This window comes from Pseudomonas sp. M20, assembly GCF_045037865.1.
GTDB lineage: Bacteria > Pseudomonadota > Gammaproteobacteria > Pseudomonadales > Pseudomonadaceae > Aquipseudomonas.
On the sequence record NZ_CP173611.1, the window covers coordinates 2,557,444 to 2,581,974 of the forward strand.

At 59.8% G+C, this 24,531-nt stretch carries 22 protein-coding genes; 12 read left to right on the forward strand and 10 right to left on the reverse strand.

From position 1 onward, the window contains the following. Positions 1-145: 145 nt before the first annotated feature. The 3 genes from ACI514_RS11450 (at position 146) to ACI514_RS11460 (ending at position 4,193) form a co-directional block, all read left to right on the forward strand. Entirely contained in the window at positions 146-1,441 is a 1,296-nt protein-coding gene (locus tag ACI514_RS11450) for an OprD family porin (protein WP_405123841.1), read from the forward strand. A gap of 128 nt (positions 1,442-1,569) precedes the next feature. Continuing rightward, a complete protein-coding gene (locus ACI514_RS11455) occupies positions 1,570-3,798 on the forward strand; it encodes a TonB-dependent siderophore receptor (RefSeq protein ID WP_405123842.1) in 2,229 nt (742 codons plus the stop codon). A gap of 185 nt (positions 3,799-3,983) precedes the next feature. Continuing rightward, on the forward strand, positions 3,984-4,193 hold the full coding sequence (locus ACI514_RS11460) for a hypothetical protein (RefSeq protein WP_160057741.1): 210 nt from the start codon (positions 3,984-3,986) through the stop codon (positions 4,191-4,193). Positions 4,194-4,500: 307 nt separating this feature from the next. Here ACI514_RS11460 and ACI514_RS11465 read toward each other — a convergent pair whose 3' ends face one another. The 4 genes from ACI514_RS11465 to ACI514_RS11480 all read right to left on the reverse strand — a co-directional run bounded on the left by ACI514_RS11465 (position 4,501) and on the right by ACI514_RS11480 (position 7,011). Continuing rightward, on the reverse strand, positions 4,501-4,998 hold the full coding sequence (locus ACI514_RS11465) for a GNAT family N-acetyltransferase (protein WP_160057740.1): 498 nt from the start codon (positions 4,996-4,998) through the stop codon (positions 4,501-4,503). A 101-nt stretch (positions 4,999-5,099) separates the two neighbouring features. Then, positions 5,100-5,681: a DinB family protein gene (locus ACI514_RS11470; protein ID WP_405123843.1), complete on the reverse strand. Its 582-nt coding sequence runs from the start codon at positions 5,679-5,681 to the stop codon at positions 5,100-5,102. Between the two features lie 17 nt (positions 5,682-5,698). Beyond that, positions 5,699-6,814: a cell division protein ZapE gene (gene zapE, locus ACI514_RS11475; RefSeq protein ID WP_405123844.1), complete on the reverse strand. Its 1,116-nt coding sequence runs from the start codon at positions 6,812-6,814 to the stop codon at positions 5,699-5,701. Continuing rightward, positions 6,811-7,011 carry a hypothetical protein gene (locus ACI514_RS11480; protein ID WP_405123845.1) on the reverse strand — a complete coding sequence of 67 codons (201 nt, stop codon included), beginning with the start codon at positions 7,009-7,011 and terminating at the stop codon, positions 6,811-6,813. Before ACI514_RS11480 ends, zapE begins: the two co-directional genes overlap by 4 nt. Between ACI514_RS11480 and ACI514_RS11485 the strand changes: the two genes are divergently transcribed. After that, a complete protein-coding gene (locus tag ACI514_RS11485; RefSeq protein WP_160057737.1) occupies positions 7,010-8,062 on the forward strand; it encodes an aldo/keto reductase in 1,053 nt (350 codons plus the stop codon). The genes ACI514_RS11480 and ACI514_RS11485 overlap by 2 nt on opposite strands. A gap of 109 nt (positions 8,063-8,171) precedes the next feature. On the opposite strand, the gene speB is transcribed toward ACI514_RS11485, so the two are convergent. Continuing rightward, positions 8,172-9,131, reverse strand: coding sequence for an agmatinase (gene speB / locus ACI514_RS11490; protein ID WP_405123846.1), 960 nt, complete (start codon positions 9,129-9,131; stop codon positions 8,172-8,174). Positions 9,132-9,147: 16 nt separating this feature from the next. Continuing rightward, positions 9,148-10,239, reverse strand: coding sequence for a polyamine ABC transporter substrate-binding protein (locus ACI514_RS11495; protein ID WP_405123847.1), 1,092 nt, complete (start codon positions 10,237-10,239; stop codon positions 9,148-9,150). A 99-nt stretch (positions 10,240-10,338) separates the two neighbouring features. Here ACI514_RS11495 and ACI514_RS11500 point away from each other — a divergent pair, with 99 nt between their 5' ends. The 4 genes from ACI514_RS11500 to ACI514_RS11515 all read left to right on the forward strand — a co-directional run bounded on the left by ACI514_RS11500 (position 10,339) and on the right by ACI514_RS11515 (position 13,971). Further along, positions 10,339-11,232, forward strand: a complete 894-nt coding sequence (locus ACI514_RS11500) for a LysR family transcriptional regulator (protein WP_405123848.1) — start codon at positions 10,339-10,341, stop codon at positions 11,230-11,232. A 132-nt stretch (positions 11,233-11,364) separates the two neighbouring features. Then, complete coding sequence (locus tag ACI514_RS11505) at positions 11,365-12,831, forward strand: nucleobase:cation symporter-2 family protein (RefSeq protein WP_405123849.1); 1,467 nt, start codon at positions 11,365-11,367, stop codon at positions 12,829-12,831. A 67-nt stretch (positions 12,832-12,898) separates the two neighbouring features. Continuing rightward, positions 12,899-13,372 carry an LEA type 2 family protein gene (locus ACI514_RS11510; RefSeq protein ID WP_034156003.1) on the forward strand — a complete coding sequence of 158 codons (474 nt, stop codon included), beginning with the start codon at positions 12,899-12,901 and terminating at the stop codon, positions 13,370-13,372. Positions 13,373-13,425: 53 nt separating this feature from the next. Next, positions 13,426-13,971, forward strand: coding sequence for a GNAT family N-acetyltransferase (locus tag ACI514_RS11515; protein ID WP_405123850.1), 546 nt, complete (start codon positions 13,426-13,428; stop codon positions 13,969-13,971). Between the two features lie 135 nt (positions 13,972-14,106). Here ACI514_RS11515 and ACI514_RS11520 read toward each other — a convergent pair whose 3' ends face one another. Continuing rightward, complete coding sequence (locus ACI514_RS11520; protein WP_405123851.1) at positions 14,107-15,030, reverse strand: carbon-nitrogen hydrolase family protein; 924 nt, start codon at positions 15,028-15,030, stop codon at positions 14,107-14,109. 84 nt (positions 15,031-15,114) lie between these two features. Between ACI514_RS11520 and ACI514_RS11525 the strand changes: the two genes are divergently transcribed. Beyond that, complete coding sequence (locus ACI514_RS11525; protein WP_160057730.1) at positions 15,115-16,023, forward strand: LysR family transcriptional regulator; 909 nt, start codon at positions 15,115-15,117, stop codon at positions 16,021-16,023. 4 nt (positions 16,024-16,027) lie between these two features. Here ACI514_RS11525 and ACI514_RS11530 read toward each other — a convergent pair whose 3' ends face one another. Further along, a complete protein-coding gene (locus ACI514_RS11530; protein ID WP_007917411.1) occupies positions 16,028-16,282 on the reverse strand; it encodes a hypothetical protein in 255 nt (84 codons plus the stop codon). A 154-nt stretch (positions 16,283-16,436) separates the two neighbouring features. On the opposite strand from ACI514_RS11530, the gene ACI514_RS11535 reads away from it, so the two are divergent. Continuing rightward, positions 16,437-16,754 (forward strand): YqjD family protein, encoded by a 318-nt coding sequence (locus ACI514_RS11535; RefSeq protein WP_007917413.1) that lies wholly within the window; start codon positions 16,437-16,439, stop codon positions 16,752-16,754. A gap of 179 nt (positions 16,755-16,933) precedes the next feature. Here ACI514_RS11535 and ACI514_RS11540 read toward each other — a convergent pair whose 3' ends face one another. Further along, on the reverse strand, positions 16,934-17,974 hold the full coding sequence (locus ACI514_RS11540; protein WP_160057729.1) for an Ldh family oxidoreductase: 1,041 nt from the start codon (positions 17,972-17,974) through the stop codon (positions 16,934-16,936). A 216-nt stretch (positions 17,975-18,190) separates the two neighbouring features. Between ACI514_RS11540 and ACI514_RS11545 the strand changes: the two genes are divergently transcribed. Beyond that, the gene (locus tag ACI514_RS11545; RefSeq protein WP_405123852.1) at positions 18,191-23,029 is read left to right on the forward strand and encodes a dermonecrotic toxin domain-containing protein; all 4,839 of its coding nucleotides are present in this window, start codon (positions 18,191-18,193) and stop codon (positions 23,027-23,029) included. A 67-nt stretch (positions 23,030-23,096) separates the two neighbouring features. On the opposite strand, the gene ACI514_RS11550 is transcribed toward ACI514_RS11545, so the two are convergent. Next, on the reverse strand, positions 23,097-23,366 hold the full coding sequence (locus ACI514_RS11550) for a PepSY domain-containing protein (protein WP_160057727.1): 270 nt from the start codon (positions 23,364-23,366) through the stop codon (positions 23,097-23,099). Positions 23,367-23,518: 152 nt separating this feature from the next. On the opposite strand from ACI514_RS11550, the gene ACI514_RS11555 reads away from it, so the two are divergent. Next, entirely contained in the window at positions 23,519-24,520 is a 1,002-nt protein-coding gene (locus tag ACI514_RS11555) for a FecR family protein (protein ID WP_405123853.1), read from the forward strand. The last annotated feature ends 11 nt before the right edge of the window (positions 24,521-24,531 follow it).

Here is a 24,531-nt window from a genome sequence, read left to right on the forward strand (position 1 = left end):
AAATGTTGCCTGATGTACCGCATTCGCAAGCAGGCTCGCTCCCACAGGTTTTGTGTGATGCCGTTCATTGAGCACATCCGCTCAATCTCTCACGCTGCAATCCCTCGATCATTCCAGCCACCTTAATTGCCGCTGGCCACTGACCATGATCGACCGCTTCCCCTCGCGCCTCACCCTGCTCGCGCTGCTCTGCGGTCTGAACCCAACCGCCCACGCCAGCGGTTTTTTCGACGATGCCCAAAGCGAAGTGCTCAGCCGCAACTTCTACCTGAGCAACGACTATCGCTCGCCTTCGCCCTCCGGAAAAAACTATAAACAGGAATGGGCTCAAGGCTTTATCGGCACTTTCTCATCCGGTTTCACATCCGGTGCAGTCGGTTTCGGCATCGATGCCCACGCCTTCGCCGGGTTGAAACTGGACGGCGGCAAGGGGCATTCCGGGACCGGTCTGCTGCCGGTCGACAGCGACGGTCGCAGCGCAAACGACTACTCCAGCGTCGGCGGCGCGCTCAAGCTGAAAGCCTCGCGGACCACCCTCGCCTTCGGTGAAATGACCGTCGAAACCCCGGTATTCGACACCTCCGACAAACGCCTGCAACCGGAGTACGCCACCGGTTTCCTGCTCAACAGCGCCGAGTTCGACCACGTCAATCTGGTGGCCGGGCATTTCACCGCGTTCAAGAATCAGGACAGCTCATCTGGCAAAGGCGACTTTTACGGTTACGGCGCCAATACCGAGGCCGGCGGCATCAGTTTTCTCGGCGCCGACCTGTTCGCTGATAACCCGATTGGCGGCGCGTTGTACGCGTCTGAACTCAGCGACACGTGGCACCAGTACTACGGCAATCTGCATTTCAAGCAATCCGGCATATTGCTCGACGCCAACCTCTACCACACCCGCGACACCGGCCGCGCACTGGCCGGTGCCATCGACAACAGCGCGTTCAGCCTGTCCGGCAAATACGCCTTCGGCCCTCACGCGGTAATGCTTGGCTGGCAACGGATCAATGGCGACACGCCGTTCGACTTCGTTGGCGGCGACTCGATCTACCTCGCCAACTCGATCAAATACGCCGACTTCAACGGCGCCAACGAACGCTCCTGGCAAGCGCGCTACGACCTCGACCTCGGCGCCTTCGGCATTCCCGGGCTGAACTTCATGACCCGCTACGTCACCGGCAGGCACATCGACGGTACTCACGCCCCTAGGGGCGGCGCCTATAACCCGTTTGATCCTGACAGCGGAAACTTTCAGCCGCAGCAAGGCAATGGCGGCAAGCACTGGGAGCGCGATATCGATTTGAAATACATCGTGCAATCGGGCGCGGCGAAGGATTTGTCGGTGCAGCTATCGCACGTATCGCACCGGGCCAATGAGGCGCAGGCGGGTGATGATATCGACCGGATCTACGTAGTCGTCCAGTACCCCTTGAGTTTCTGACAGAACGCGATCGATGGAATTGAAACATCCTCAAATAATAATATTTCTCGTTTGGCACTAAATCCCAGCCCTACCCCTCGTCTTTGAACAAACGGAATTTTTCCCTCGAAGACAAGGAGTCGGCTGCGATGTTCGCGCCCATTACCCGTTCCATGACCCTGACCCTCGGCCTGTGCAGCGCTGCGTTCAGTGCCGATCTGCTAGCTGAAACCGAAGCCGAAAAAACGCCACAGCCTGCCAACACGGCGCTTGAGCTGGCGGCGACCAACGTCAGCGCACAAGGCTTGGGTACCACCACCGAAAACACTGAGTCCTACACCACCGGCGCCATGAGCACGGCTACGCGCCTGAACCTGTCGATCAAGGAAACCCCGCAATCGGTGTCGGTGATCACCCGCCAGCAAATGGATGATTTCAAACTCGGTACATTGTCTGAAGCGATGCGCCAGACCACGGGTGTGGTGGTGCAGCATCTGGATTCGGACCGAGTCAGCTATTCCTCGCGCGGTTATGCGATCAACAACTTCCAGATCGACGGGATGCTCAACACCTTCGATCGCATGAAGTCCGATTCCGACACCATCATTTACGACCGTATCGAGGTGGTGCGCGGTGCCACTGGGCTGACCACGGGGGCCGGTGATCCATCGGCGACCATCAACATGGTGCGCAAGCGTCCGACCGCGCAATGGCAGGCGCTGGCCGGGGTCAGTGGTGGCAGCTACGACAATTACTACAGCTACGTCGACGTCGGTGGGCCGTTGGCTTTCGAGGGTCGCCTGCGCGGTCGCACGGTGTTGGCCTATCGCGACAACCAGTCGATCAAAGACAAATACGCGCTGCAACGGGAGGTCGGTTATGGCGTACTGGAAGCCGATCTGACTGACTCCACCGTGCTGGCAGTCGGTTACGACTATCAGAACAAACACGTGCAAGGCTCGTCCTGGGGCACCGTGCCCTACTGGAATGCCGATGGCAGCAAGGCCGGTCTCGGGCGCTCGACCAACATGGCGACGTCGTGGAGTTCCTGGCCGCTGCAAGACAAGACCGCGTTTGCCACCCTCGATCAGCAACTGGGCGGCGGCTGGCGCCTGAAAGCCGCGTACACCCACCGCGAGAGCAATACCGACGGCAAGGTCTATTACGGTGGTGCCGGTTTTCCCGCAGCGGACCGCAGCGGCATGATCGCCTACACCTCGCACATGATCGGCACGCAGAAAATGCAGGCGTATGACTTCAATGTCTCCGGCCCTTACTCCCTGTTGGGCCGTGAGCACGAAATGATGTTCGGCTACGGTGAGGCCGAACGCCGCTCGAACTCTCCGTACACCATTGCCGGCGCACGTTCCAAGGACTACGGGACCATCCGCGACTGGAAATACATGGGCGACATCGCCAAGTTCAGCGACACCGTCACCGACCTCACCGGGTCCAAGGACGATACCCGGCAGAAAGCCGGGTACATCGCCACGCGCCTGAGCCTGACCGATGATCTGCACGCCGTGCTCGGCAGCCGATATGGCAGTTGGCAAGCGTCCAGTACCAGCAACAGTTACGACGCCAATCGGCAGCTGACGGAGGTCGATTACACCAGCCAGAAACAGAACGACGTCTGGACGCCTTACGCCGGGCTGCTGTATGACCTGACCCCGGAATACACGGCGTACGTGAGTTACACCGACATCTTCAAGCCCCAGGGCAACCGCGACAAGAATCGCAAATACATCGACCCGGTGGTCGGCAAAAACTATGAAGTGGGCATCAAGGGCAGCCTGCTCGAGGAACGCCTGAACCTGTCCACGGCGGTGTTCTGGAGCAAGCAGGATAACGTCGCCGAACTCGATAACTCGGTCCCGGCGGATCCGGTTACCCGTGAGCAGTTCTACAAATCCGGCGGCAAGGGCAACAAGGTCAACGGCTTTGAAGCCGAACTGTCCGGGGAAATCCTTCAAGGCTGGAACATGACCGCCGGTTACACCTACACCCACTCGGTCAACGGCGAAAGCGCGCGCACCAACACCAATCAGCCGATGAACCTGTTGCGCGTGTCCACGGCGTACCGTCTGCCGGGTGAATGGCAGGCGCTGACCGTGGGCGGCGCGGTGAACTGGCAAAGCGATGTGTATGGCACGTCGAGCCGACCGGTTGCCGGCGACACCGAAGAAGCGCGAATCGCCCAGAGCGCCTACACCGTGGTCAATCTGATGTCGCGCTACGAGTTCGATCGGCATCTGTCGGCATCACTGAACGTCAACAACCTGTTCGACAAGAAGTATTACGACAACGTCGGCTTCTATAACGGCGTGTACTGGGGTGATCCGCGCACGGTAACGGTGAGTCTCGACTGGAAGCTCTAAGCCTTCCCCTTCGACGCGGCGTGCCTTCGCCTGATGGCCGCCGCGTCTGTCAGATATCGCGCCGCAACATGCTGCAAAACCTACACTGAACCGGCGTTAACCCCGTGTTAATTCATGCCACCCAGACTCTCTTCCGAGATCTGCTTCATGGACGAACAGCTCCCACTTGTTCAGTAGGAGGCACCATGAAAATCACCACCATAATCCTTGCCGGGCTGTTTGCCCTGGGTTCTGCCAGCGTCTTTGCCGAAGGCGGCGCTGAGCGCATGCGTTATTACTACGACAACTTCCCGGTTCACCACGCCCAGAGCGAGCAGAAGAGCGACGCCAACGCGAAAGAAATTCGCGTTCCCGCCGACCAGACGGCGCAAGTGACCGAGTCCTATCGCGACTGAGATTGACCGAGCAACCGATGGACCTCCCGTGGCTCCGCTCTGGCCCGGGAGAAGACAGTTTGGCGCCCTGATTGGGGCGCCTTTTTTTTGGGGCATTGAGATGGGTGTTCGGCTTTCTACTGTGGCGCACTCACCCCTCATCGGAACGCCGCCCGCCCAGCCCTCTCCCGAGGGAGAGGGAGCTGTTTTGTGGTGTTTTCAAGCCTGAGTTCGACTCGATATTTCAGGTCGGCGTACCTCGTCCAAACACCTCGGTCAGTCCCCTCTCCCCCTGGGAGAGGGTTAGGGTGAGGGGCTTTTCAGGCTTTCAGGTCTGCAGATTCTTGATCCAGAACAGCATGCGCCCGTGATTCGGGTCGAACATGCCCGGCGCGAAGCCGAATTTGCTGTAGGCATTCTGCGCCACGGCGTTGCCTTCCAGCACTTCGAGGGTGATCTTGCAGCAGCCGCGCTGGCGAGAGATTTCCTCGACTTTCTGCAGCATTTTCTGGCTCAGACCGAGGCCGCGAAATTTGCCCACCACCGCCACGTCGTGGACGTTGACCAAGGGTTTGCAGGCAAACGTGGAAAACCCTTCAAAGCAGTTCACCAGACCTGCCGGCTCGCCACCGACGAAGGCCAACACGCTGAACGCATGCGAGCGTCGGGCCAGTTCTTCGGGCAGTCGACGCAGCAGATCGGGGTCGAGCGAATGACCGCCGCCCATAGGGTCTTCTGCGTAATGATTGAGCACGATACCGATGGCCTCGGCATGCGTCGGATTGCTGTAGCTGGCTTGAAGCACAAGAATTTCTGCGGAATCCATTTCCATCCCCGAACACACAAAAGCCCCGGCGCGCAAAGTGCGCACTGAAAGGCTGTCTGACCTTAGCGCGAGTGTGGACCGGCCGACAATCTTTTGTCTCGTCAGTGGCCCCAGATCAGTTCTTCAGTCCAACCCAGTTCGGCGAAATCCCCGGCGCGCAGGCCACTCTCGCCGACACAGAAAAACTCATCCAGTTGCGGCGGTTTCACAGAAGTGTCGCTAAGCATCGCATGCACCTGACCACGGTGATGAAGCTGATGCTCGAACAGGTGCGACAGCATGCGCAAACGACTGTCGTGCTGCGGCGTATCTCGGGCGATGGTGACGATTCGAGGCAGATCGGCATCGCGCAGTTGCTCGCAATAAGCAATCAGCCGTCGATCAACGTGAGCCTGCTCTTCACGCAATTGCGGGCCGTCGGTAAACGGCTCGTCGACATTGAAAAACACATAGCAGTCGGGATGCGGCTCGGCCCCGCGCAGTTCGCGCTCCAGTGCATCGACGTAGAACCAGTCGCAGGTGAGGATGTGGTTGAGGGTCAGACGAATGCTCGGGAAGAAGCTCACCCGGGGCGCGGCCAGATCTGCCGCGCCGAGCTGGCTCCAGGCCTTGGCCAGACGATGATTGGCCCAGGCATTCTGGTAAGCCATGGTCAACAAATGATGGGATAACGCTTGGCTCATGTCGGCGCCCTCTTCACTCAAGCTTCGGCAAAACGCTGCAGCTGCATTTCCTGCAAGCGACTGAGGGTGCGGCGGAACGGGAATTCCAGATAACCCTCGGTGTACAGCGCGTCCATCGGCACTTGGGCCTCGATGTACAGCGGCACCTTGCGGTCGTAGCACTCGTCGACCAGCGCGATGAAACGCCGCACGCCGTCGTCGTGAACCGACAATTGCGGCAACTCGCGATCACCGGCCACCAAACGTTGCGCGCCGTCTTCAGTGCCGCGAGCGATGCGCCCTTCACGTTTTTGGGCGCTGAGGTTCGGCACTTCGCTCAACAGAATAGCTGTGTAGCGATCGCACAGCGCGATGAAATCCATGGCGGCGAACGGTTGCTCGCAGAGATCGGCGTAGCGGCACCACACCACCGTTTCACTGGCCTGCACCACGTTCAACTGGCGATGCCCGACCGACACTGGTTCAACGCTCGCCGGTTGCCCGGCGGTCAGTGCCTGAAAGACTTCGTCCAGCGCACTGAGCGAGGACGTGGCCACAAAGTAGCGTTGCAGACCCGCCCCCGGATGCAGGCGATGATCCTCGGCGCCATTCACCGCGACCACCTGCATATGCGCCTTGATCGCGGCAATTGCCGGTACAAAGCGGTCGCGATTGAAACCATCGGCGTACAAGTCATCCGGCGGCAGATTGGAGGTGCAAACGATCACCACGCCTTCGTCGAACATCACCTGAAACAACCGACCGAGAATGATCGCGTCGCCGATGTCGTTGACGAACAGCTCGTCGAAGCACAGCACCCGCACCTCGGCCGCCAGCTCTTTGGCCAGCGCGCGCAACGGATCGGCAATCCCGGTCAACTGGAACGAGCGCTGATGCACCCAGCCCATGAAGTGATGAAAGTGTTGGCGTCGCGCCGGCACCCGCAGGCTCTGATAGAACTGATCCATCAGCCAGGTCTTGCCGCGTCCGACCGGCCCCCACAGATAAACGCCGGTGACCGAACGGGCACCGGTGTGCAGGGCTTCGTGGCATTTTTGCAGCGCCCAGACTGCTTGTTCCTGGGCTTCATCCTGTATGAAGCCCTTGTGTTGCACGGCGTGTTGCCAGGCGCTGAGGGGGGAGTCGAAAGTCATGCGCGGCAGTATGCCACGACTGTTACTACGCCAAAGACCAGCATTGGCAAATGCCCGTTCATCATCACGCCGCGCAGCTCGAATGACCGTTGAGCAACAAGGCACTTGACGCCGAATATTACCAGCATCATATTGCCGAAAATATGTTGCTCGTAATTTTTAATTCTTGCCACGTTTTCTATCTGGAGCATCGCCATGCATTACAAGGTTTTCGGCCGCAAAACCGGCCTGCGCGTATCGGAACTGGCGTTGGGCGCCGGCAATTTCGGCACCGGTTGGGGTCACGGCGCCGAACGTGACGAAGCCAAGCGGATCTTTGATGGCTTTCTCGATGCCGGCGGCAACTTCATTGATACCGCCAATGGCTATCAAGGTGGACAGTCGGAGTCGATGCTCAGCGAATTCATCGCCCCGGAGCGTGATCGGCTGGTGATCGCCACCAAGTACAGCATGGGCACGACCCCGGCCGACGGTATTTCCCACACCGGCAACAGCCGGAAAAACATGGTTCGCGCAGTAGAAGAAAGCCTCAAACGCTTGAACACCGATCACATCGATCTGTTCTGGGCCCACGTAACTGATGGCGTGACACCCATGGAGGAAATCCTGCGCGGTTTTGATGACCTGGTGCGCGCCGGCAAGATTCACTATGCCGGCTTGTCGAACTTCCCGGCGTGGCGCGTTTCCCGCGCTGACGTGTTGGCGGAACTACGCGGCTTTGCGCCGATCGCCGCGATTCAGGTTGAATACAGCCTCGCCGAACGCAGCGCCGAGCGCGAATTGCTGCCGATGGCCGAGGCGCTCGGACTCGCGGCGACGCTGTGGTCGCCGCTGGCCGGTGGCTTCCTTACTGGCAAGTATCGCGGCGGCGATGACAACAACCGTGCGAGCAAACTCGGCATGCTGGTGCACGCGGAAAAAAGCGCCCGAGAAACCGCCCTGCTCGATACGTTGCTGGCGGTGGCCGCAGAAATCGGCGTCAGCCCGACCCATGTCGCTATTGCCTGGTTACGCGAGAAGGCCCGGCGCTCGACGACCGCGCTGATTCCGATCCTCGGCTCGCGTACCCGCGAACAACTCGACAAAACCCTGGGCGCACTCGAGGTGCAACTGAGCGAGCAACACATGGCGCGGCTTGAGGAGATCAGCGTCGTGCCGGCCGGCGTACCGCACGAGACGATTGCCAGTGCCACACCTCGCTTTACCGGCCCGCAAACGTTGTACCTGCCGATCATCCCGGTGGCCTGACCCGGCTGTGAGTGCTTGCTCGCGAAAGCGGCGGGTCAGTCGACAAGAGGTTGGCTGATCCGACGCCTTCGCGAGCAGGCTCGCTCCCACAGGGGTACGCAGTGTTGCGTCAAATATCGACTTTGTGTCGGGCGGCATAGAGGCAGAGCATTTCCATCGCCAATGTGGCGGCGGCCAATGAAGTGACCTCGGCATGGTCGTAGGCCGGGGCGACTTCCACCACGTCCATGCCGACCAGGTTGATCCCGCGCAAACCACCGAGAATTTCCAGCGCTTGCACGGTGCTCAAGCCTCCACAGACAGGGGTGCCGGTGCCCGGTGCGAAGGCCGGATCCAGGCAATCGATGTCGAACGTCAGGTACACCGGGTTATCGCCCACCCGCGCGCGGATCGCTTCGACAATCGCCTCGCAACCACGGCGATGCACCTGCCGGGCATCCAGTACCTGAAAACCCATGTGATCGTCATTGGTGGTGCGCAAACCGATCTGCACCGAACGCGCCGGATCGACCAGTCCTTCGCGCGCCGCGTGCCAGAACATGGTGCCGTGGTCGACCCGCTTGCCCTCCTCGTCCGGCCAGGTGTCGCTGTGCGCATCGAAGTGGATCAGCGACAGCGTGCCGTGCTTGCGAGCATGGGCCTTGAGCAGCGGATAGCTGATGAAGTGATCACCGCCAAATGTCAGCATCGCGCTGCCGGCGTTGAGAATCTGCTCGGCGTGGGCTTCGATGCTTTCCGGGACGCTGTGCGGCGAGCCGAAATCAAAGTCGCAGTCGCCATAGTCGATGACTGCCAGATGATCGAACGGGTCAAACGTCCACGGCCAGTGGCGTTCCCAGGCAATGCCGCTGGACGCGGCGCGAATCCCCCGTGGCCCGAAACGTGCGCCGGGGCGGTTGCTGGTCGCGGTGTCGAACGGCACACCGCTGACCGCAACATCGACGCCGCGCAAGTCGCGGCTATAGCGCCGCCGCATGAAACTGGTGATGCCGGCGTAGGTACTTTCGGCGGCAGTGCCATAAAGGCTGTCACGGGTCAGGGCCTGATCATTCTGCATGGGCACATCCATCGTGGTGCTCCTGTTGTTATTGATGGCTACGGAAAGTGGTCCACAGACGCGTGCGCTGACGCATGTCCTTGAGGCTCATGCTGCGGTCGGCGTAGAGCCGCGCACGCACGTCGCTCGGCGGATAGATGTCGGGATCGTTGCGCACGGCTTCATCCACCAATGGCGTGGCGGCCTGGTTGGCGGTGGCAAAAAACAACGTGTTGGTCAGTTCGGCCACAGAGTCCGGGCGCAGCATGAATTCGATGAACGCCCGCGCGGCTTCGGGGTGCGGCGCGTCTTTGGGGATGGCCAGATTGTCCTGCCACACCAGCGTGCCTTCCTTGGGAATGCGGTAGGCCACTTCGTACTGTTTATTGGCCTTGCGGGCCTGATCAGCGGCCATGCTCGCGTCGCCGTTGTAGGTCAGCGCGAGACACACATTGCCGCTGGCCAGATCATTGATCTGCCGACCGCTGGCGACGTACAGCACCGACGGCTGAAGTTTCTGCAACAACGCCTCGGCGGCAGCCAGATCATTCTTGTCGGTGCTGTAGGGATCTTTACCCAAGTAATGCAGAGCCAGACCAATGACCTCCTGCGGCGAATCGAGAATGGCGATGCCGCAATCCTTGAGCTTGCTGGCGTTCTCGGGTTTGAACAGCAGATCCAGGCTGTTCAGCGGCACCTCGGGCAACCGTTTCTTCACGGCCTCGACGTTCATACCCAGACCCAGCGTGCCCCAGGTGTATGGCACGCCGAAGCGATTGCCGGGGTCGACAGCGGCCATTTTTTCGAGCAAATCCGGATCAAGATTGGCGTAGCCCTTGAGGCTCTCATGGGAGATTTCCTTCAATGCGCCGGCCGCCAGTCCACGCGCCAGAACGCTGGACGACGGCACCACCACGTCGTAACCGCTGCCGCCGGTGAGCAATTTGGTCTCCAGCACCTCGGAGGTATCAAAGGTGTCGTAGCGCACATGAATGCCGGTTTCCTGCTCGAACCGTTGCAGGGTTCGCGGCGGCACGTAGTCGGCCCAGCTGTAGAGGTTGAGGGTGTTGTCCTCGGCCTGAGCCTGAACAGCTACGGACAACAGCAGCGCGGGTAAACACAGCTTGAACACGGGAGCCATGACGAACACCTGACCGGAGGAAGTGGTTGCAGGATGCGTCGTCGGATACATTAGAAAAATATCCTAATAATTATCCTGACTTTATCCCGGAGTAATGTGATGTTGGGTCAATTGCACGACGTCGATTTGCAGCTGTTGCGCCTGTTTGTGCGGGTGGTCGAGTGCGGTGGCTTCAGCGCTGCCCAAGGTGATCTGGGCCTGAGCCAATCGAGCATCAGCCAGCAAATGGCCAAACTGGAAACCCGCCTTGGTTACCGTTTATGCAGCCGTGGCAAGGCTGGTTTCAGCGTTACGCCCAAGGGCGAGCAATTGCTGATCGCGGTGCGTGCATTGTTTGAATCGATCGAAACCTTCCGCCATCAATCCAACGGCGTCGCCGGGCGTTTGATCGGTGAAGTGCGTCTGGGGATTTCCGAGTCGGTCGATCAATCGGTATTGCAACGGGTGGCGGTGGCGATCCGGCGCTTTCGCGAGCGTGATGAGTCGGTGCGCATCGAACTGATCAGTGCCATGCCCGGCGAGATGGAACGGTTGTTGTTACAACAGCGGCTGGATCTGGCCATCGGTTATTTCTCGCAAGTGCAAAGTGCCTTCGACTATCAGCAGTTGTTCAGCGAAACCCAGCATCTGTACTGCGCTGCCGGCCATCCCTTGTTTACCGATGAGAAGCCCAGCGATGCAGCCTTGCAGACCTGCGACCGGGTCGATCACCCCTATCGGTTTTTTCGCAGTGACGAACCGTTTCAGGGCAAGGTCTGCTCGGCGCGCTCGGAGCAGGTTGAGGGCACGCTGACGTTTATTCTGTCCGGCAAACATGTGGGTTATCTGCCGGATCACTATGCACGGAGCTGGCAGGAAAAGGGCCTGCTACGGCCAATTCGTGAGGGCGAGTTGAGTTTCGAGGCGGCGTTTCATCTGGCCCGGCATCGGGCACAGGTGCCGGGGGATGCGCAAAAGGCGTTTGAAGAAGATCTGCTCAGCGCATTTGCATGAATCGATTTAGCGGGCAACACCCGAAAAACCTGACCTTTCAGGCAGTTATTGCTCGTTGCCCTCGCCGCCCTCTTCCGGCATCCTGCGCCTCCATTTTCTGACCCGGCCCCGCCTCGCGGCGCGCAAAACACCATGACCGCCTCTGAAAAAGCCCCGCGCAACAACGACCTGATCTACGGTCTCAACGACCGCCCACACCTGACTGCCACCGTGTTTGCCGCGCTGCAACACGTATTGGCGAGCTTCGTCGGCATCATCACCCCGACCCTGATCATGGGCGGCGCCCTCGGTCTGCACAGTGAAATCCCCTACCTGATCAGCATGGCGCTGTTCGTCTCCGGCCTCGGCACGTTCGTTCAGGCCAAGCGCTTCGGCCCGGTCGGTTCGGGATTGTTGTGCCTGCAAGGCACCAGTTTTTCCTTTATCAGCGTGATTCTCAGCGCCGGTTTCATGGTCAAGGCGCGCGGTGGCGGCACCGATGAAATTCTCTCGACGATCTTCGGCGTGTGCTTTTTCGCCGCCTTCATCGAAGTGGTGTTGAGTCAGTTCATCGGCAAACTGCGCATGCTGATCACCCCGGTGGTCACCGGCACCATCATCACGTTGATGGGCCTGTCGCTGATCAAAGTGGCAATGACCGACATCGCCGGCGGCTTCGGCGCGCCGGATCTGGGTGCGGCCAGCCATTTGTTTCTGGCGGCGCTGGTGATCGGCACTATCGTCGTGTTGAACCGCGTCGACGTGCCGTTTCTGCGCTTGGGCGCGATCGTTATCGGCCTGACTTTGGGCTATGTGGTCGCGTGTCTGATGGGCACGGTGGATTTCGCCTCGATGCCCGAGGTGCCGTTGGTCAGCGTGCCGGTGCCGTTCAAGTACGGTTTCAACTTCGACTGGGTGGCGTTCGTGCCGGTGGCGGTGATTTTCCTCGTGTCGCCGCTGGAGGCTGCCGGTGATCTGACCGCCAACTCGATGATCTCGCGGCAACCGGTCAAAGGCCCGTTGTATATCCGTCGGATCAAATCCGGCCTGCTCGCCGACGGCCTCAACTCGGCGATGGCTGCCGTGTTCAACAGCATGCCGATGGTGACCTTCGCGCAGAACAACGGCGTGATTCAGCTGACCGGCGTGGCCAGCCGTTACGTGGCCTTCTTCATTGCCGGTTTGCTGGTGCTGCTGGGGCTGTTCCCGATGATCGGCGCGGTGCTGCAACTGATGCCGAAACCGGTGCTGGGCGGCGCCGAACTGGTGATGTTCGGCACCGTCGCGGTGGCCGGGATCAAGATCCTCGCCGAGGCCGGCCTGCATCGGCGCAATATGCTGATCGTGGCGATTTCGCTAGGCATGGGCCTGGGCATCGCGGCGGTCCCAGAAGTCCTGCGCGAGTTGCCGCAAGCGCTGCGCAACATCTTCGAATCGCCAATCACCGTCGGTGCGTTGTGCGCTATCGTGCTGAACATCTTCCTGCCGGAAGAGTTCATCGAGCTGGAAGAAGACGATTTCGATCCGGAAGCTTCAATTCTTCAGGTCATGGAAAACCCGGACATGCCGGCCAAAGGTGAACCTGCCCCGGCGGCGGCTGTCGCACAGTTGAACCGCTAACGTCTGGCCTTTGCTAGAAAGGGCTGAGCCGGAGACGGTTCAGCCCTTTTTTGTTGAGAGACTGTTTATGCGCCGCTTCCAAGCCGTCATTCTGTCACTGCTCCTGCTGTCGCTCAGCGCCTGTGCGCTATTCCCCAACCGTGATCCGGTGAACATCAACGTGGTCGGCCTCGAACCGTTGCCGAGCCAGGATCTGGAAGTGCGTTTCGCCATCAAGTTGCGCGTACAGAACCCGAATGAGACGGCCATTGATTACAACGGCATCGCGTTGGATCTGGAGGTCAACGGCCACTCGCTGGCGTCCGGTGTCAGCGATCAGAGCGGTTCGATCCCACGCTTTTCCGAAAGCATCGTCACAGTACCGGTCAGCATCTCGGCGTTCTCGGTGCTGCGCCAGACCTTGGGCCTGAGCCAGACGCAAACCCTCGACAACCTCCCCTATGTGCTGCGCGGCAAGCTTGCCGGCGGTCTGTTTGGCACCATGCGTTTTGTCGACAGCGGCAAGCTCAGCCTGCCCAAGGCTACCGCCGCCACCTGGTAAAAATGCGCTAACCTGCTTCGTTCATTGAAGACATTCAGGGAGGCTGCAGGTTTATGGAAGACATGCCGACGCTGTACACCGAACGACTGATCCTGCGCCCATTGCAACTGGCCGATGCCGACGCCGTGCAGCGCGAATTTCCGCATTGGGACGTGGTGCGCTATCTGAACGCTGCCGTGCCATGGCCGTACCCGGAGGACGGTGCCCTCGCCTATCTGCGCGACAATGTCTTGCCGGCGGTTGCGGCGGGCAAGGAATGGCCTTGGACGATCCGCCTGAAATCGGCACCGGAACTGTTGATCGGCAAGATCAGCCTGATGGATCAGGCGGACAACCACCGCGGCTTCTGGCTGGCCCCGGCGTGGCAAGGCAAGGGCTTAATGACTGAAGCCAGCGCGGCGGTGACCAATTACTGGTTCAACGTTCTGCAACGCCCGGTGATGCGCGTGCCGAAAGCCGCGCCGAACATTGGCTCGCGCAAGCTCTCGGAGCGCGCGGGGATGCGCTTGATTCGGACCGATGAAGGCGATTTCGTCGGTGGGCGCTTCCCGCGGGAGCTGTGGGAAATCACCCGCGAAGAATGGCAGCAACGCCACTGACTCCCAGACACACCACCGATCCATTGTAGGAGTGAGCCTGCTCGCGATAGCAATCTGTCAGTTAACGATTATGGTGTCTGGCAGACCGCTATCGCGAGCAGGCTCACTCCTACAGGTTTTGTGTCAGCCAGTGGGTTATGTGTTGAATCGCACCCCGGGTTTCGCGCGTTCATCGACCGACAACTCAAACACATCCGGCCGCGCATAGTGGCCGACCACATCGTAGTCATAGCGCGCACGCACCAGTTCATCGGTGTCGATTTCAGCCGTGAGCAACCCCGCCTCCCCGCGCAACGGCCCTGCCAGCACATCGCCCATCGGCCCGACAATCACGCTGCCACCGGCAATCAGCGGTCGCTCCGCCGGCCAATTGGCAATCTCCACACCCATTTCATTGGGCGAAGCCTGCACCTGACAGGCACTGACTACAAAGCAGCGGCCTTCATGAGCAATGTGGCGCATGCTGACTTGCCACATTTCACGCTCGTCCACGGTCGGCGCGCACCAGACTTCAATGCCTTTGGCGTACATCGCCGTGCGCAGCAGCGGCATCATGTTTTCCCAGCACACCACGGCGCCGAGCTTGCCAACCGGGGTGTCGAACACCGGCAAGGTCGAACCATCGCCCTTGCCCCAGATCAGCCGCTCGGTGCCGGTGGGCATCAGTTTGCGGTGTTTGCCGACGAGGCCGGCCTGCGGGTCGAAATACAGCGCGGTGCAATACAGCGTGCTGCCGGAGCGTTCGATCACACCGATTACCAGATTAGCCCCGGTGCGCGCCGACAGGCCGGCCAGTGCTTGGGTCTCGGCACCGGGCACGTCGATCGCATTGGCAAAATAACGGGCGTAGGCTTCACGCCCTTCCGGCAGGCGATAACCCAATTGCGTGCCGAAACCCTCGCCTTTCGGATACCCGCCCAGCAGCGCTTCGGGCATCACCACCAATGCCGCTCCGGATTCAATGATCGCGCCTTCCCAATTGAGAATCTGTTCCAGAGTCGCGTCTTTGCCTTCGGGCAAGGCGCCGATTTGCAGCGCAGCAACGATTGATTTGGCCATCGCGGTAACTCCATCAGGTTCAGTGGTTGCTGATTCTGCGGCGTCACGCGATCATGAATAAAGCCCCGTTCACTGCTGAATGATATGAGCCATATGAATATCGCCACCGTCGACCTCAATCTGCTGAAAGTCTTTGAAGCCCTGCATGAAGAATCCAGCGCCAGCCGCGCAGCGTTGCGTCTGGGCGTCACGCAATCGGCGGTCAGTGCGGCGCTGCGCCGGTTGCGCGAGGTCTACGGCGATCAGTTGTTCGTGCGCACCGGCCGCGGACTGGCGCCGACGCTCCAGGCCAATCAATTGAAACCGGTGGTCAGCGAAGCGCTGAACAAATGCCGGCAGAGCCTGGCAATGGTCGACCCGGCGGCCAACCAATACGAGGGCCGTTCGGTCACAGTCGGGCTGTCGGATGACTTCGAGATTGCCTACGGTCGCCGCCTGATCGAGGAAATTGCCCGCAGTGCGCCGAAGCTGCGCCTGATCTTTCGTCAGACCCACAGCCAGATCGTCGCCCGCGCGCTGATGGAGCGCAGTATCGACCTGGCAATCACTGCTGGTGGCTTTGCCGAGCGTTTGCTCAGCCGTCAGGTGTTGGGCGAAGGTGGATATGCGTGTCTGGTCGATCCAGCGAGCCTTGCGCCCGGTCAGCAGTTGATTGATCTTGAGGCATTCGTCGCCCGCGAGCACATCCTGGTGTCGTCCGGCGGTTTTATCGGGATCACCGATGAGGGCTTGGCGGCGCTGGGCCTGAGTCGACGGGTGTGCGCCTCGACCACGCATTTCGCCGCGTTGCCGTATCTGCTCAAGGGCAGCCGGGCGGTGGCGACGATTCCGGCGCATGCCGCCGAAAGCATCGCAGCACTCAGCGGTCTGGCGCTGCTGCCCTGCCCGCTGAAGTTGCCGCGCTATCCGATCGAACTGGGCTGGCGCACCAGCACGCAGATCGATCCGGTGGTGGTCAAAGTGCGTGAAGCGATTGCCGCGACGTTCAGTTGAGGCGTTACTTGTTGGCGGCCATCAGGCGATTGACTTCACTGCGCACCATGTTGGCGAACTCCGGCGGCGACATGCCGTCCAGTTCCGCGCGGACCCACTCGGCCCATTTGCCTTTGCGCTTGCCGCGCTCGCCGAACAAACGCGCGGCTTCGCCTTTGGCTTTGCCCAGATTGTTCTGCCAGAGTTCGAACAGACGGGATTTCTCGTCTTCCAGCGCAGCGCGCTCTGCGAGGGATTTGTCGGCCAGATTGAAACTCATGGGGAATTATCCTGCTGCGTAAAATGGCGACATCTTACACGCTCGACGGAAATCTCCCGCGCAGGTTTTTCTTTCTGGCCTAAATTCAGTGCAACTTTTCAGCAAGCGCCACACTCCATTGATCACTGTCCATTCAACTGCAAGGAGTCACCCAATGGCCCGCAAATCCGCCGTGCAAGCCGCCGAAGATCAAATCAAGGATCAGGCCTTCAGCGAACTTCAGGCTCTGATTCAAGAGTCCGACAAACTGCTCAAGAGCAGCGCCTCACTGGTCGGCGAAGAAGCGGAAACGCTGCGCGGACAAATCGCCCTGAAACTGCAGCAGGCACTGGATTCGGTCTCGAGTGTACGTGACCGCACCAAACCGGCAGTCGATGCCACCGAAAGCTACATTGGCGGTCATCCATGGCAGACCGTGGCGATCTCCGCCGGTTTCGGTCTGGTGGTCGGTTTGCTGCTCGGCCGTCGCTGAGTCAAACGCAAACAAAAAGGCGAACCCACTGGGTTCGCCTTTTTTATGCCTGCCTGATTTTTGCTGTTCAAATCCTGAATTCAGCTCGGTATCCCACGTCGGCGTACCTCGCCCATTCACCGCGGTCAGTCCCCTCTCCCTCCGGGAGAGGGTAAGGGTGAGGGGCCTTTGCTCTTCGCTCACACCCCCGCCAACTCACGCAACTGCGCCAATGTCTGCCCATCCAGCACAATCCCCTCCGCCAGCGACTTGCTGCGCTGCCAATGCCGACGATCCCCCGGCAAACGCTTGAGCCCGACGCCGTGCATCTGCCGCACCAATTCCCCACTGCGCTCGGCAAAACTCTGCCCGGCGGCTTTGCTCGGGTCGATGACGATCAACAATTGCCCGGTCCACGGCGTTTTCGCCCCAGGATGATTGGACCAGTCGAACTCGAAAGAAAAATTCCCCCCGGTCAGCGCTGCGGCCAACAGTTCGACCATCATCGACAGCGCCGAGCCTTTATGGCCGCCAAACGGCAACAACGCCCCGCCCTCAAGAATCGCCTTGGGATCCTGAGTCGGTTGACCGAGGCTGTCCACGCCCATCCCGGCCGGCAGCCGCTCACCTTTGCGCGCAGCAATCTGCACGTCGCCATGGGCGATCGCACTGGTGGCGAGGTCGAAGACAATCGGCGCCGCACCGGCCCGTGGCGCGGCGAACGCGATCGGGTTGGTGCCGAACAGCGGCCGGTCGGCGCCGTGGGGCACCACGCAGGTCATGCTGTTGACCACGCTGAGCGCCACCAGACCTTCATCGGCAAATGGCTCGACGTCCGGCCACAGTGCGGCGAAGTGGTGAGAGTTGCGAATCGCCAACACGGCAATCCCGGCGTTGCGCGCCTTCTCCACCAACAACGGCCGGGCGGCGGCAAGTGCCGGTTGAGCGAAACCGTTGCCGGCATCGACACGGACAAATCCCGACGCGACATCTTCGACGTGTGGCACCGCTTGGCCGTTGGCCCAGCCGCTCTTGAGGGTCGAGACATACCCGGGCATGCGGAACACGCCATGGCTGTGGGCGCCGTCGCGCTCGGCCCCGGCGCAGTTGGCGGCCAGTACTTGCGCGACGTCGGCGGAGGTACCGTGGCGCAGGAAAATCGTTTCAAGCAATTGCGTCAGCGCTTCGAGGGATAACGAGGACGAGACAGCAGAGGACACCTGATCGTGTGGCGCAGACATCTGAAGCTCCAGAATGATTATTGGAGGGAACAACAGCGTACGGACGACTTGCTCGCCGATTAACCATGCCCTGACAACTGCCTGTCAACCCTTGGCCGTGAGATCAGCAAACTTCGCCGCCAGTGCGATAACTATCTACCACCGACGCAGCACCTGTGCTTTGTAGGCTGGGCCTCACTTGCGTGCCGAACACGCGCGCCCTACCGAGGCTTGATCATGTCTGAACCGGCGTCCCCCCTGTTTTTCTCCGAAACCTTGAATTCGCCCGGCTTGTGGCCATCGCTGCGCAAAACCCACGGCCTCGACGAGGCGGCCTTCAAATGGCTCGCCCATATCAAACTGGCCACCCATGCGATGCGCAGCAAACAATCCCCGCCGATGCATGCCCAACGTATCCGCCTCAAAGCCGGCAAACTGGCCCCCGTCACATTGGCGGGCAGTTTTATCCTCAGTGAAAACGCAGAGGACAAACGAGCGATTCTCTACACGCCCTACGAGGGCATCAAACAATACGAAGACCTGAAAACCCTTAAAACCTTGCTCGAAATACGCGTGAACAAAGCCGATGAAGAGGATGACATTCTGGCGTTTCTCGCGTTATCCGAGCGCAGAAACGTCGCCGAACAGAGTGGCATTACCCTGACCTACGAAACCCTCGACGGCGATATTTTCGACACCCAGATCGAAGTTGTTCGCGCCGCCCAGCGCCTCAATGCCGAGGCTGTACTTGGCGAACTGAAGCAACTGCCATCGCTCTCGTCCCTGCTGGAAACAATCCTCGATAATCTGTTGCGCGAGGACTTTCCCAACGTCCGCCAGGCCCTCACCCGGGTGAATTTCTATACCGATGCGTCTGCCGGCGACACCCGCTCCACGGCGGTAGCGAACAAGCATTGGCACGCCTCCATGAGTTTGAGCGAAGCACTGCTGATGTTTTATCGGCACCCGCAATGGCCTGCCGAGCAGTTGCACGAATTCTCCAACCCCGGGCGCGCAGCGTTTGCCGGCGATCAGGCGCTATGGGAAAACGCGCTCAAGCAAGCCTCGGAAAAACTCCAGGTGCTGCTGTTTGGCGAAATGGAAAAATACTGGAGCTCGCCGGCCATCGCGGGATCCGCGCGCCGCGCTTTTTTCAGTCAGGTACTGGAGGAACAGGCTCGCGCCGAACTGTTGATCAAACGCGAAAGCGGGATCATCGACGCCACGCAGTTCGCCATATTGCATCACATCATCAAACCCACAGCGGTGCCGGCACGCCGCCCGACCATCGAGAACGTGCGCTTGTGGGAGTACGAGCCCAATTACGTCGAACTCGCGGGATCGTTGATGATCACTCAAGCCAACGCGTGCCTCTACACGCCGACCATGGGCCTGCAAGTCCTGCACGATTATCTGGATCTGAAAAACACCGTGTTGAGCAAATTCCGCGCCCCCGGTCACGAGGATGAGCTGTATGGGCTGCTGAACCTCGAAGAGCGCAAACGCTTCGTCGGCTTCGACCACCCGCATGTCACCGGAGAAAACATCGGTGGCGAGACCTTCAAAGTATTGTTCGAAGCCATCATCACCAAGCAGCGGCAAAACATTGCCTACGCCACGCAAGTGTTCCGGCAAAGCGATGGCACCGTGGATATCCATGCTCTTTTCGACAAGGCCTTGGACATCCGCGCGATGGTTCATGAGCGCTTGCTGGAACTGGACGCCGGCGAACGCTGGTCGACCCGGCCGGTACTGGCCGGCGTCCAGCAGCCGTCCGTGGTGCTCGCCCACAAGGCAGAAGAGGTGATTCGGTCCTTTTCGGGAATCGATGCCTTGCTCACGGGCATGTTCAGAAGCCAGCCGTTGGTGACGCCGACGTTGCAACGGCGCTTTCTTGAAAACATGAAGGACAAACTCGCCCACTCACTGTTTGTCGGCGTCACAGGGGAAGCCGCGCTACGAGTGCTCAGTGGCTCGCTCGACACGGCTGCGCAGGCCATTGTCGATACCGTGTTCCATCCTGATCAACCGCGCCGTGACACTCGGCGTTCACTCAATGGCTTTCGCCCTGACGCCTGGTCGCTCACAGTGCAGCACCCCAAGACCCAGGCGCCGCTGCCACTGGCTCACTGTGTCTTGCTGACCGAGCGCGGTGGTCTTGACGACGTGCATTCAGGTCGGGCGATTGTGTGGACACCCGCTCAGGGGCTGGAAGTTTTCCCGAGAGTTACTCGTGCGCGACGGGCACTGGAGCGACGCCTGAAGGACAGTGTCGGACGCTTGTCGCTGCTGGAAAACCTGGCCCCCGAGGACTGGCTGTTCCATCAGGACTACACCTTGGGCGCGTTGCGCCTGATCGAAGACAATGTGCTGCACAACCGCGTGCAATCCGGCATTGAGCACTTCCTTGCGCGTTGCGATCGGGCGCGCGAGTGGTTCAAAGACCAGTCCGGACTGACTCCGACACTCAATGGTCTGAAAAAAACGCCTATTGCTACCAACCTGCTGCGCGGCATCGACCTCGCCAAGGCGATCAATCAACAGCAGTCACTTCCCGCCTGGCTCGGCATGGCGCAAGTCGAAGAGCAGCAAATGCACCTCGAACTGCTGGAGCAATGGCGTCACAGCGTCGTCGACCACAAGGATTACCTCAGCGGCCTGACCGCCCTGCCCGACTACGTCAACAAAACGCTGAAAACGCTCCTCGATGGACGATTTCCCGGGCAGCAACTCGACCCGCAGGACATCGAGATCATTCCCAACCTGGCTTTGGCGGGTCCCGCCCGCATGCTGAGCGAATTTGCCCTTAACCACGTCAACATCGCCCAAGGCACAGGCTTCTCGGTCATCTCGAAAACCGCGAAAGCGTTGCCGCCTGATCTCGATCAAAACGCGGTACGGCAACTGTTGCTGTCACTGGATATACCGACGACCTACGCCAACGCCGTGACCGCCGCGCTGTCGGCTGGCCACGCCGAGGCCGACGAACGCCAACAGCGTTTCTTTCGCCAGTTGCCTTGGCAATTGCTGCAGCACGCCCATGAACTGAAGCTACAACAACAGTTGTCGAGTGGTGCGTTCGATCAACTCTGTCAGGTGCTCGACATGCCGGACGGCATCGCACGTGCCGCGGTTGAGGGCGCCCATGCCATCGTCTCGCCTTTGTCACTGATCAAAACCGCCGGCGCCAGCGCGGTGCAAACCCTGGGTCTGTACGTGATCGGCCCCGGCAAGGGCCATCCAGGGCCACTGGTGCTGTACGCGCCGTATGCCGATCAGGTGCTACGAGAATTCACTGACGAGGCCAGCCTTATCGCCGCGGTAAACACCCCGGGCGTCTTTCAGGATCTGCTGATTCGCCGACTGCCGGCCGCGCAGCAATCGGTGTTTACAGGGTTATTGCAATCGAGCGAGGGTGAAACCAGTGAGATGACTGTGTCGAGCAACGCCATCACCGGCAATCTCCTGCACAGGTTCTACGCGGACAATCTCAAGCTCCTGCCCCAGTTGCTCGCCTGTCAGTTGAAGAGCCATGCACAAGCCGACTGGGAGGCTGCGAAGCACCTGTTCAGTCGAGGTTTCCAGGTAACCGCAGGGCTGCTGCCGGGCAAAATTTCGTACGTAACATTTCTATGGCAGGCCTACAAAGCGTTCAAGGATTCGGCGGAAAACCTGCAGGATCATCACTGGTCTCGCGCGTTGAAGTCGTTTATCGAAGGTGCCATCCAGATGATCAGCCTGGGGCGGCTGAGTATCGAGTCCACGGAAGCCACTGCTGCAGCGACGACTACCGCGTCCCCGCCTGAAGAGAGCGACATTATCGACACGACCTCCAAGCCGCCCGCGCCAGCGCCCGCTGCCTGGTCGCAGCTGAAGATCACTTCGCCCTGGCGCACTGAACTGCAGACCTTTGAAACGCCCGCCGTGGCACTGGAAGACCTCAAGCGCCAGACTAAAAAAGGCACTTTCGAAGACCCGGTCAGCAGGCGTACTTACACCGCCGTTGATGGCAAGGTTGTGCAGATAAAACAGCCAGGCGCCATGTGGCAGATGGTCAATGACGGCATCGCCGGCCCGTCATTGACCCAGGTGGGATCGCGACTTTTGCTGGCGCCCGACCGCCATGCGGTGCATTACGGCAAAGCCATGTCGACCTTGTACAAACGCTACAGTGTGAATCAGGATCGCCGTGCCCTGATCAATATCGAGGCGATGGGCATGAACGAAATCCGGCGCAATTATCCGCATAAGGCCCGTGTTATCCAGCACGCCGTCGACCTCGCCCGTTTTTATGCTTTCAACTGCCTGCATAACCTCGCGCAACTGAAAGCCAACGTACCCGGTACGCGGCTGGACGGCTTTCTCAGGGTGTTTTTCGGTGTTCCCCAGGTTGATCTGAACCTGCTGAGCAAACTCAACACAGCGATCGTGCCCATCTGCAAGGCGTTGGTGGACCCTGACGATGACCTGATGAATACCGAACGCTTCGTGGTCGGCTCCAACACCTATTTTTCCTCGATCATTGCGTTTGTGCTGAACAACGACGACCAGAAAAAAGTGCATTTCACCGAGAACTTCTTTCACCCGCAACTCGATGGGTACAAACCGGTCATGCCTGCCGATTTCAACATTGATGGCCATGCCCAAGCGGCGACACTCATCCACGAGTTTGCCCATCAGTTTTCCAACGCTGAAGATATCGCTTCGCTGGAGGCGCGCCGACCGTTTCACGACCTGATCACCACCCTCACCTCATATGGGCGGGCCATTCAGGACGAACTGGTGCGGTTCCAGGCCGATGCCCTGTCCATCACAACGCCTCGCGATGAACTGTTTGCGCGATGGAGCAGGCAAGAAGATTCCTTCGTAGACCTGGATCAGTTTGTGGGGGGCGAGGACCTCGGCAAGGAAATCCTCACATTGACCCGCAGCCCTGATATGGAGAAGGCTCGGGATGCGTTTCTGGATCAGGGTTCACCCGATGTTCGTATCGACGTGATCTTGCGCAACGCTGATTCGATTGCCCGTTTGGTCTGCGAAATGGGCCGGCAACTTGACCCGGTGCCGCTGCCCTGAAACAGGCGCAAAAAAAAGGCGCAGGTCGAAACCTGCGCCTTTTGCCAATCAGCGGCGGGCGCGTTGATCAGTCTTTCTGATCCCGCAGTATATTGCCCGACGCGCCGTCGATGCGGAACTCGTAGACAACGCCATCAGCCTTGCGCCCCTCGCCCTTCCAGTAGCCGTTGTTGTCGGCCTCGATCTCATAAACCTCGACATAACCGGCCTTGGTCTTGATGGTCTCGATGGCTTTTTCGATGGTGATCCAGCCCGCACCCGGCCGATCGGCCAACGCGGCACCAGCGCTGAGCAAACTGGCGGTGGCAATTAACGCTGCGAATGTCTTTTTGATCATTTTTTCACTCCATTTGTGGATAGTGTTCATAAGCGTCCTGCTTTTTGGGTGCCGGAGCGAAAAATAAGTTCCAATTTGATGGGTAAATGCCATGACGGATGTTCTCGGCCACTTCCCGACAAGGTTAGAATGTGCGAAATCAGGACGAGTCAATGACCCAAGACACCCTCTCGGAAGCCGAATACGATGCGATCACCGATGCCGCTGCGCATTGGTGCATGCGTGTGCACGCCGCCGACTGCACGGACGAAGAGCATCGCGCATTCAAGCAATGGCACGACGCACATCCACTGCATGCGTTCGAATATGAAGCCATGCTGGAAATCTGGGACGTGGCGGAACACTTGCCTCGTCCGGAATCTGCGTCAGTCGTGCCAGCCCCGCGACCTTCGCGCTCATGGCGTCAATTTGCTATTGCAGCCAGTGTCTGTGCGCTCGCCCTGCCCCTGGCCGCTTACACTGGCTGGAACCTGGGTTGGCTGCCCGACAGCTATGAGCATTTCGCCGCCACCGATAATGTCCGGCAGGTCACACTGAGTGACGGCAGCCAGATCGAACTGAACCTGAACACCGATCTGACCTTCAGCAATTACAAGGACGAACGCCGCGTCACCCTGAAAAAAGGTGAAGCGTTCTTTACGGTCAGTCACGACATGGCCCACCCGTTTGTCGTCCGCGCAGGCGAAGGCAATATTCGGGTCACGGGAACACGGTTCAACGTCTGGATGTATCAGGACCAGGTGCGCGTGAACCTGATCGAAGGTTCGGTGCTGGTCACCAGCAATCGTTCATTGCCAGGTGACGGCTTGCGCCTCGGCCCGTCGATGCAGGCGCGCTACAAGCAAGGCGATTACATGCCGCAGATCAGCCAGACCTACTCCGATGACAGTTCATTGGCTTGGCGCAACGGCAAACTGGTGTTGGATAACCTCGCGCTGAGCGAAGCACTGCCACTGATCAACCGTTATCTGAGCAATCCACTCGAACTGGCTGATAACAGCACCGGTTCGATTCGCGTGGGTGGCATCTACAACATCAAAGAGCTGAACAACCTCGCCAACAGCCTGCCCAAGGTGCTCCCGGTCTACCTGAGCCGCAACAAGGAAGGTAACCCGGTGATCAACTCGATACCGCAACAGCCGCCAAAAAGCTGAAGGCCGCAACC

Excerpts from the sequence above, each read along its gene's own strand:
- ACI514_RS11505 (WP_405123849.1), top strand. The coding sequence starts at position 11,365 with ATGACCGCCTCTGAAAAAGCCCCGCGCAACAACGACCTGATCTACGGT.
- ACI514_RS11455 (WP_405123842.1), top strand. The coding sequence starts at position 1,570 with ATGTTCGCGCCCATTACCCGTTCCATGACCCTGACCCTCGGCCTGTGC.
- ACI514_RS11555 (WP_405123853.1), top strand. The coding sequence starts at position 23,519 with ATGACCCAAGACACCCTCTCGGAAGCCGAATACGATGCGATCACCGAT.
- ACI514_RS11480 (WP_405123845.1), bottom strand. The coding sequence starts at position 7,011 with ATGGCGATGCTCCAGATAGAAAACGTGGCAAGAATTAAAAATTACGAG.
- ACI514_RS11485 (WP_160057737.1), top strand. The coding sequence starts at position 7,010 with ATGCATTACAAGGTTTTCGGCCGCAAAACCGGCCTGCGCGTATCGGAA.
- ACI514_RS11545 (WP_405123852.1), top strand. The coding sequence starts at position 18,191 with ATGTCTGAACCGGCGTCCCCCCTGTTTTTCTCCGAAACCTTGAATTCG.
- ACI514_RS11535 (WP_007917413.1), top strand. The coding sequence starts at position 16,437 with ATGGCCCGCAAATCCGCCGTGCAAGCCGCCGAAGATCAAATCAAGGAT.
- ACI514_RS11470 (WP_405123843.1), bottom strand. The coding sequence starts at position 5,681 with ATGAGCCAAGCGTTATCCCATCATTTGTTGACCATGGCTTACCAGAAT.
- ACI514_RS11515 (WP_405123850.1), top strand. The coding sequence starts at position 13,426 with ATGGAAGACATGCCGACGCTGTACACCGAACGACTGATCCTGCGCCCA.
- ACI514_RS11540 (WP_160057729.1), bottom strand. The coding sequence starts at position 17,974 with ATGTCTGCGCCACACGATCAGGTGTCCTCTGCTGTCTCGTCCTCGTTA.
- ACI514_RS11520 (WP_405123851.1), bottom strand. The coding sequence starts at position 15,030 with ATGGCCAAATCAATCGTTGCTGCGCTGCAAATCGGCGCCTTGCCCGAA.
- ACI514_RS11530 (WP_007917411.1), bottom strand. The coding sequence starts at position 16,282 with ATGAGTTTCAATCTGGCCGACAAATCCCTCGCAGAGCGCGCTGCGCTG.
- ACI514_RS11550 (WP_160057727.1), bottom strand. The coding sequence starts at position 23,366 with ATGATCAAAAAGACATTCGCAGCGTTAATTGCCACCGCCAGTTTGCTC.
- ACI514_RS11500 (WP_405123848.1), top strand. The coding sequence starts at position 10,339 with ATGTTGGGTCAATTGCACGACGTCGATTTGCAGCTGTTGCGCCTGTTT.
- ACI514_RS11450 (WP_405123841.1), top strand. The coding sequence starts at position 146 with ATGATCGACCGCTTCCCCTCGCGCCTCACCCTGCTCGCGCTGCTCTGC.
- ACI514_RS11510 (WP_034156003.1), top strand. The coding sequence starts at position 12,899 with ATGCGCCGCTTCCAAGCCGTCATTCTGTCACTGCTCCTGCTGTCGCTC.
- zapE (WP_405123844.1), bottom strand. The coding sequence starts at position 6,814 with ATGACTTTCGACTCCCCCCTCAGCGCCTGGCAACACGCCGTGCAACAC.
- ACI514_RS11525 (WP_160057730.1), top strand. The coding sequence starts at position 15,115 with ATGAGCCATATGAATATCGCCACCGTCGACCTCAATCTGCTGAAAGTC.
- ACI514_RS11465 (WP_160057740.1), bottom strand. The coding sequence starts at position 4,998 with ATGGATTCCGCAGAAATTCTTGTGCTTCAAGCCAGCTACAGCAATCCG.
- ACI514_RS11495 (WP_405123847.1), bottom strand. The coding sequence starts at position 10,239 with ATGGCTCCCGTGTTCAAGCTGTGTTTACCCGCGCTGCTGTTGTCCGTA.
- speB (WP_405123846.1), bottom strand. The coding sequence starts at position 9,131 with ATGGATGTGCCCATGCAGAATGATCAGGCCCTGACCCGTGACAGCCTT.
- ACI514_RS11460 (WP_160057741.1), top strand. The coding sequence starts at position 3,984 with ATGAAAATCACCACCATAATCCTTGCCGGGCTGTTTGCCCTGGGTTCT.